Raw genomic sequence first — 6,383 nt, 5'->3', positions numbered from 1 at the left:
TTACTAGAAAAATATGTACTTTTACTCATCGTGTTTATTGTTTTGCAAGACTAAACTACGATAACTTTTTAGAAGTCAGCTTGCTGGCTTCTTTTTTTTTATCGGACAACAATGATTTAATTATAGTTTATCGTATGCTGGGAATACCATAGACACCACACGTTTCCACTCAGGATGGCGTTTGATATACGCATATACTAAAGGACATAATGGAAATAATTCATAACCATTAGACTCAATATACATTAGACTCTTCTCAATTAAAGCAGTTGCAACACCCCTACCTGCTAACTCTTCTGGACTCTCTGTATGGATAAGCTTTATCACTTTACCTTCTTCTGCATAATCTATAAATGCTGTATAACCATCAACTGTCAACTCAAAACGTTTCGTATCAGTATTTTTAACTACTTCTAAAGTTACAAATTCTTCTTTCATATCTATCTATTTTTGGATTATTAAATCTTTGTCTTACAAAAATATGCCAAGAAGCACTCCTTTTCACTTGTGGTAGATTAAGTTTTATACATCGTTCTGATTTAAATAAAACTTTACGAGATACAAATATTATCCCTAATCTAAAAAATTAATAGAGGCTTTTTTTATTTATCACTTTTCAACCTCTCCTTAACCCCGTGTTTTCAACTTCTTTCAAGTCCTTTTTTTCTAATACCTTCTGTATTTAGAGCAAAATGTACAAATTACAAAAAAAAGGCTTTCACTTTTTTTTAACCCTAAATATCATAACAAGCTGTATTTAACCAATTTAAAAAATATCATGTGTTTTCCAATTTTTTAAAGACACCTCTCAATCCCAACAGGAGTCAGTACTCATGCTAAGCTGCTCGACAGTTACTCGAGTATTAGCCGTAAATAGTCGTACAGAGAAGCCATTTGTCGAACAATGTATCACTTATTGATACGGAATCTTCCTTTAACTGAGAATCGAGATAGATATGAATTTACATCTAGAAAGGACTAATAAAGTACTTCAAAATCTTAGATAGAAAAGTAAAATAAAGGGGAAAATAGGCTCTAAAAGGTACTTCTTGATATTACATTGTAAACTAAAAAACTATTTTTTCATCTCTACAAACGCAGTAAATACATTAAAATAATACGCTATACTTCTAAAATAACACTGATTACATTTTTTGGCACGGTATATGTAAACATCTATTCGCAACAAAAACAATAAACTTTCTTTTTCTTAAGCGACCTAGTTATCCCCAAGTAACTAGGTCGCTTTTTTTATAAGTCTTCATTAAGGGATTACAGACGCTACTCTTTATACCACTTAACATACTGATTACAAGCGGTCATAAACAAAACTTAACTATTCTCTAACAAAAATGTACTTGTTCAAAAGATTTTAATATTTTTGCGACACTAATTTTAATACATTAAATATGTTTGGAGACTTAATGGGTATGATGGGTAAACTTCAAGAAACCCAAGCAAAAATAGAGGAGACTAAAAAAAGATTAGATACTGTACTAGTAGATGATCAAAGTAATGACGGAATGCTAAAAGTAACGTTGACTGCTAATAGAACTATCCGCTCTTTATCTATCTCTGATGAATTAATGGAAGACAAAGACCAATTAGAAGACTATCTTATTATGGTGCTTAATCGCGCTATAGATAAGGCTTCTACTATCAATGAAGCTGAACTAGCGGCTGCAGCTAAAGATGGTATGCCAAATATCCCAGGAATGGACTTATTCAAATAATAATATGAAAAAAATTATCTGTGCTCTTCTACTTGCTACTGGAGCTATATTCGTATCTTGTAATAAAGAAGAATCTAAAGGCAATCTTACTGTAACTGGTAACGTCGATGGATTTAAACAAGGTAAATTATATCTATATCAAATACAGGATACGGTAGTTAAAGCTATCGACTCACTAACTGTAAATGGAGATTCTAAATTTAAGTTTAGCTTAAATATTGACTCACCTGAGGTATTTTATTTGACATTAGACAGAGGGCATACTAACTCTCAGGATAACCAAATTATGTTCTTCGCTGAGCCAGGTCAGATGACAATCAATACGTCTCTTAAGAACTTCTATAGCGATGCTAAAGTAACAGGTTCTAAATCTCAGGAGACTTATGATGAATATATCAAGACTCGCTCTATTATAGTAGAGAAACAAAATAATCTATTAGTAGACATTTTTAATGCTGAGAAAGAAAAGAACGATTCGAAAAAAGATAGCTTAGTGAATCTATCTAAAAAGCTAACGATTCGAAAGTATTTGAATGCTGTTAACTTTGCGATTAACCACAAGGAATCTGATGCGAGCCCTTATATTGCTTTAACAGAGTTATACGATGCGAATACTAAACTATTAGATACTGTATTTAATTCACTATCTAAAGATGTGACTGCTCGTAAGTATGGTAAACAATTTAATGAGTATATCAAAGAAAGAAAAACACAAGAAGCGCAAGTAAAAACTGAACAAGTACCTACTGCTGAAGTGCAACAATAATTTTAAAAACGCCTTATGGGCGTTTTTTTTGTACCTTACCTTTACTATGACACTAACCTCACAACTACAACAAGCATTACAACTCTCTGTACAAGAGGCTAAGCTAGCAGAGAGCTTATTCACTCCTGTTTCTTTTAATAAAGGGGATGTGATAATCTCACCTCTACAGCATACTTGTCCCCTATACTATATTACTGCAGGATTTGTGAGGGTGTATGCGCTGCAAGACGGCAAAGAAATCACACAGTGGATAGGTAGTCCACACTACTTTATGACAGATCTCTCTGCTTGGATATTTGGATCTCCTATTAAGTGGACGATAGAAGCGATAACACTAGTAAAAGCATTGTGTATTACTAAAAGTGACTATGCTATATTGGCGTCACAAGTAGCTCATTGGCAAGAAAAGGAAAGAGGATTTATTGGTCATTGTTTTGAACAAATGGAACAACGCATATTCCAATTTATATCTCTATCAGCAGAACAGCGTTATGCCGTGTTCTTTAAACAACTAGGTTCTCTATTTAATGAAGTACCACATCAATACATCGCTTCTATGCTAGGGATGACACCAGAAACATTAAGTAGAATTAGAAAAAAGGTAGCAAAAGAATAATTAAGTTGTTAACCTGATTAGTGCTAATTCAATGTTTAAGATTCTATATTTGTGTCAACCCAAAAAAACTATAAAATGAACTTACAACAACAATTACAAAACAAAATAGACTTAAAGACCAAACCACTAAACGCTTTAGGTCTTCTAGAAAAGATAGCTTACAAAATAGGCAAAGCGCAACAATCACTGACGCCAAAATTAGTTAACCCTACTATAATCGTCTTCGCTGCTGACCACGGATTAGCAAAAGAGGGTGTTAGTGCATATCCTGCTGAAGTAACCTATCAGATGGTACTTAATTTTTTAAATAAGGGTGCTGCTATCAATGTATTCTGTAAACAACATAATATCAATCTAAAAGTAGTCGATGCCGGTGTAAGTCAGCCTTTCGAACCGCATCCTGATTTGATACAAGCTAAGGCAGGTCTAGGTACACATAATATGATTTCAGGTAATGCGATGACTGCTGAAGAACTAGCCTACTGCTTCACTTCAGGAAAAGACATCGTGAAAGATATCGCACAGACAGGTACTAATATTATAGGATTTGGCGAGATGGGAATCGGGAATACTTCATCTGCTTCTCTACTGATGAGTTCATTATTAGACCTCCCTATTGATCAGTGTGTTGGTAAGGGTACAGGGTTAGATGATGAGGGACTTGCCCGCAAAAAGAATATCCTTACTACCATAATAGAGACGCACCCAAAACCAAAAGATGCTAAAGAAGCCTTATTACAATTCGGTGGATATGAGATTGCACAAATCTGTGCAGCTATGCTAGAAGCGTATAGACAAGGAATGATTATATTAGTAGATGGATTTATTGCGTCAAGTGCATTCTTATGCGCGTCTAACATAGAACCTACAATTATAGACAACGCTATATTCTGTCACAAATCAGATGAAAAAGGACATCAGCTATTACTTCGCTCGTTTAACGAACAAGCTATTTTAGATATGAACCTGCGCTTAGGAGAAGGAACAGGATGCGCTCTAGCCTACCCTCTTATCCAGAGTGCAGTGGCATTCTTAAACGAGATGGCTAGTTTTGAATCTGCTAATGTTTCTAACAAATGATAAAAAGAGAACTGATCTATTTTCTTACAGCTGTGATGTTCTTCACTAGGATACCTATTCCGTTTAAAGTACCTTATAGCAGTGAGATTATGAACAAATCACAGAAGTACTTTCCCCTCATCGGTTATATCGTTGGGGCAATGTCTGTACTCGTATATATCTGTGCATCTTACTTATTCTCAAAAGAGATAGCGATAGTCTTATCCATTATAGGAACCGTACTACTTACAGGGGCATTTCACGAAGATGGATTCACAGATATATGTGACTCTTTCGGCGGTGGATATGGCAAAGAGAAGATTATGACTATTATGAAAGACAGTCGTATCGGGGCGTATGGTGTTATCGGTATCGTATTATTACTACTTTTGAAGTTTTTAGCACTAGTAGAGTTGGCTCATTTATCTACCTCATTACTATTGATAACGATGATCAACGGACACGTAACAAGTAGATTTGCTGCGGCTACTGCGATTTACACACATAAATATGTAAGAGACACTGATGATAGTAAATCTAAGCCAATGGCTCAACAGAAGCCTTCTTATACTTCATTATTATGTTCATTAATACTAACTATTATCCCTTATATCCTATTTGATAGTTGGTTATTCATTATACCTTTTTTCGTTTGTTACCTCGGAAAAATGTATTTAACTATGTACTTTAAAAAACATATAGGCGGATATACCGGAGACTGTCTAGGTACAATTCAGCAGGTATGTGAAGTCTTATTTTACTTAACAACACTAACACTATGGAAATTTATGTAATACGTCATACGAAAGTAGATGTCCCTCCAGGACATTGCTACGGTCAGACTGATGTGAACCTCCTAAATGACTATCCAGATGAGATAGCTTTATTCAAAGATAGAATCCCAACAGATCTAGATACTGTAATCTCTAGTCCACTGAAGAGATGTACATTCATAGCAGATGATTTTTCTCCTTATTATTCAACGGATGATAGATTAATGGAGATGAACTTCGGTCAATGGGAAATGAATAAATTGGATGACATTCCGAAAGAGCAACTACAAAATTGGATGGATGATATCGCACACTGTTGTCCTCCTTATGGTGAGAATCTACTCAAGGTACAGGATAGAGTAACCTCATTTTTAAATGAATTAAGACATCTGAACTATACTAAAGTTCTCTTAGTCACACACGCTGGGCCGATACGCTGTATATGGAACTATATCTTACAGACTCCTCTAAGCAGTACTTTTAAAATACCGGTAGACTTTGGTGAAGTACTTCACTTTAACCTTGGGAATACACCTAAAGATGACTATATTATAAAAAAAGTATAACCTTAAATCTGCAGATAACGTTTAAACGAGAATAAATTGTACAAAACAGAGCAAGATTAGCGATTAAAGCACACTGTAGTGTGCTTTAATCGCTAATTGAAGCTATGTAAAGTAGAATTAATTCGCAGTAAATGGTAGTTACAGATTTAAGGTATAAGTAATCTTTCTTGATATTAATCAAGAGATTATTGCCGCCGAAAGCTAACCTTTGTCCTTATCAAATAACATAGATATGAGAATAGAAACAAGCATACAGATAAAGGCAAGTAAAAAAGAGGTTTGGGATGTACTGATGGACTTTAATGAATATGCCTATTGGAATCCATTTATCAAATCTATAACAGGTATAGGTTCTATCGGAATGCCATTAGAAATAACGCTACCAACAATGAAGTTTAAACCAATCGTACACACTAAAAAGAATGAAGAACTGTTTAGTTGGCAAGGAAAGCTATGGGTAAAGGGTATCTTCGATGGACATCATCAATTTAAACTAATCGCTATAGATGATCATAACTGCCTGTTTAAACATCGTGAGGACTTCAGTGGTATACTTGTTCCTCTTTTAAAGAAAAAGCTAAACGCTGATACCCGATTAGGATTTGAAGCGATGAATATAGCATTAAAAAACAGAGTCGAATCTATGACTAAAAAATAGTAAACTGTATAAACCCACATTCCGCATTAGCCAAATACTACAAAGCAATTCTACTTTATAGCCCTTTCATTAGCTCTAAAACCATACTATAGTATGCTTTAATCGCTAATTCAGACCTATTTTGTATAATTACTTTTCGTTTATATGTCTATTGCGTATTATGGGATAAAAACAAAAAACTCGTGAAGTGATTCACGAGTTTTTTGTTATCT

Annotated in this window: 8 protein-coding genes; 7 read left to right on the top strand and 1 reads right to left on the bottom strand. The window is 34.4% G+C overall.

The genetic code is table 11. From position 1 onward, the window contains the following. Positions 1 to 120: 120 nt before the first annotated feature. A complete protein-coding gene (locus tag CF599_RS17500) occupies positions 121 to 438 on the bottom strand; it encodes a GNAT family N-acetyltransferase (protein WP_121967244.1) in 318 nt (105 codons plus the stop codon). A gap of 971 nt (positions 439 to 1,409) precedes the next feature. On the opposite strand from CF599_RS17500, the gene CF599_RS17495 reads away from it, so the two are divergent. From CF599_RS17495 to CF599_RS17465, 7 genes are all read left to right on the top strand, one after another. Further along, the gene (locus CF599_RS17495) at positions 1,410 to 1,733 is read left to right on the top strand and encodes a YbaB/EbfC family nucleoid-associated protein (RefSeq protein ID WP_121967243.1); all 324 of its coding nucleotides are present in this window, start codon (positions 1,410 to 1,412) and stop codon (positions 1,731 to 1,733) included. Positions 1,734 to 1,737: 4 nt separating this feature from the next. Beyond that, entirely contained in the window at positions 1,738 to 2,499 is a 762-nt protein-coding gene (locus CF599_RS17490) for a DUF4369 domain-containing protein (RefSeq protein ID WP_121967242.1), read from the top strand. A 46-nt stretch (positions 2,500 to 2,545) separates the two neighbouring features. Beyond that, on the top strand, positions 2,546 to 3,115 hold the full coding sequence (locus CF599_RS17485; protein ID WP_121967241.1) for a Crp/Fnr family transcriptional regulator: 570 nt from the start codon (positions 2,546 to 2,548) through the stop codon (positions 3,113 to 3,115). A gap of 75 nt (positions 3,116 to 3,190) precedes the next feature. Further along, positions 3,191 to 4,195: a nicotinate-nucleotide--dimethylbenzimidazole phosphoribosyltransferase gene (gene cobT / locus CF599_RS17480; RefSeq protein WP_121967240.1), complete on the top strand. Its 1,005-nt coding sequence runs from the start codon at positions 3,191 to 3,193 to the stop codon at positions 4,193 to 4,195. Beyond that, positions 4,192 to 4,968 carry an adenosylcobinamide-GDP ribazoletransferase gene (locus CF599_RS17475; protein WP_121967239.1) on the top strand — a complete coding sequence of 259 codons (777 nt, stop codon included), beginning with the start codon at positions 4,192 to 4,194 and terminating at the stop codon, positions 4,966 to 4,968. Before cobT ends, CF599_RS17475 begins: the two co-directional genes overlap by 4 nt. Further along, complete coding sequence (locus tag CF599_RS17470; protein ID WP_121967238.1) at positions 4,953 to 5,513, top strand: histidine phosphatase family protein; 561 nt, start codon at positions 4,953 to 4,955, stop codon at positions 5,511 to 5,513. The genes CF599_RS17475 and CF599_RS17470 overlap by 16 nt, the downstream gene beginning before the upstream one ends. Before the next feature lie 232 nt (positions 5,514 to 5,745). Continuing rightward, on the top strand, positions 5,746 to 6,171 hold the full coding sequence (locus CF599_RS17465; RefSeq protein WP_121967237.1) for an SRPBCC domain-containing protein: 426 nt from the start codon (positions 5,746 to 5,748) through the stop codon (positions 6,169 to 6,171). Positions 6,172 to 6,383 lie beyond the last annotated feature (212 nt).

This window comes from Myroides sp. N17-2 (assembly GCF_002286775.1).
GTDB lineage: Bacteria > Bacteroidota > Bacteroidia > Flavobacteriales > Flavobacteriaceae > Flavobacterium.
The sequence above is the reverse complement of the archived record's forward strand: the minus strand, read 5'-3'. Positions and strand labels throughout refer to the sequence as shown.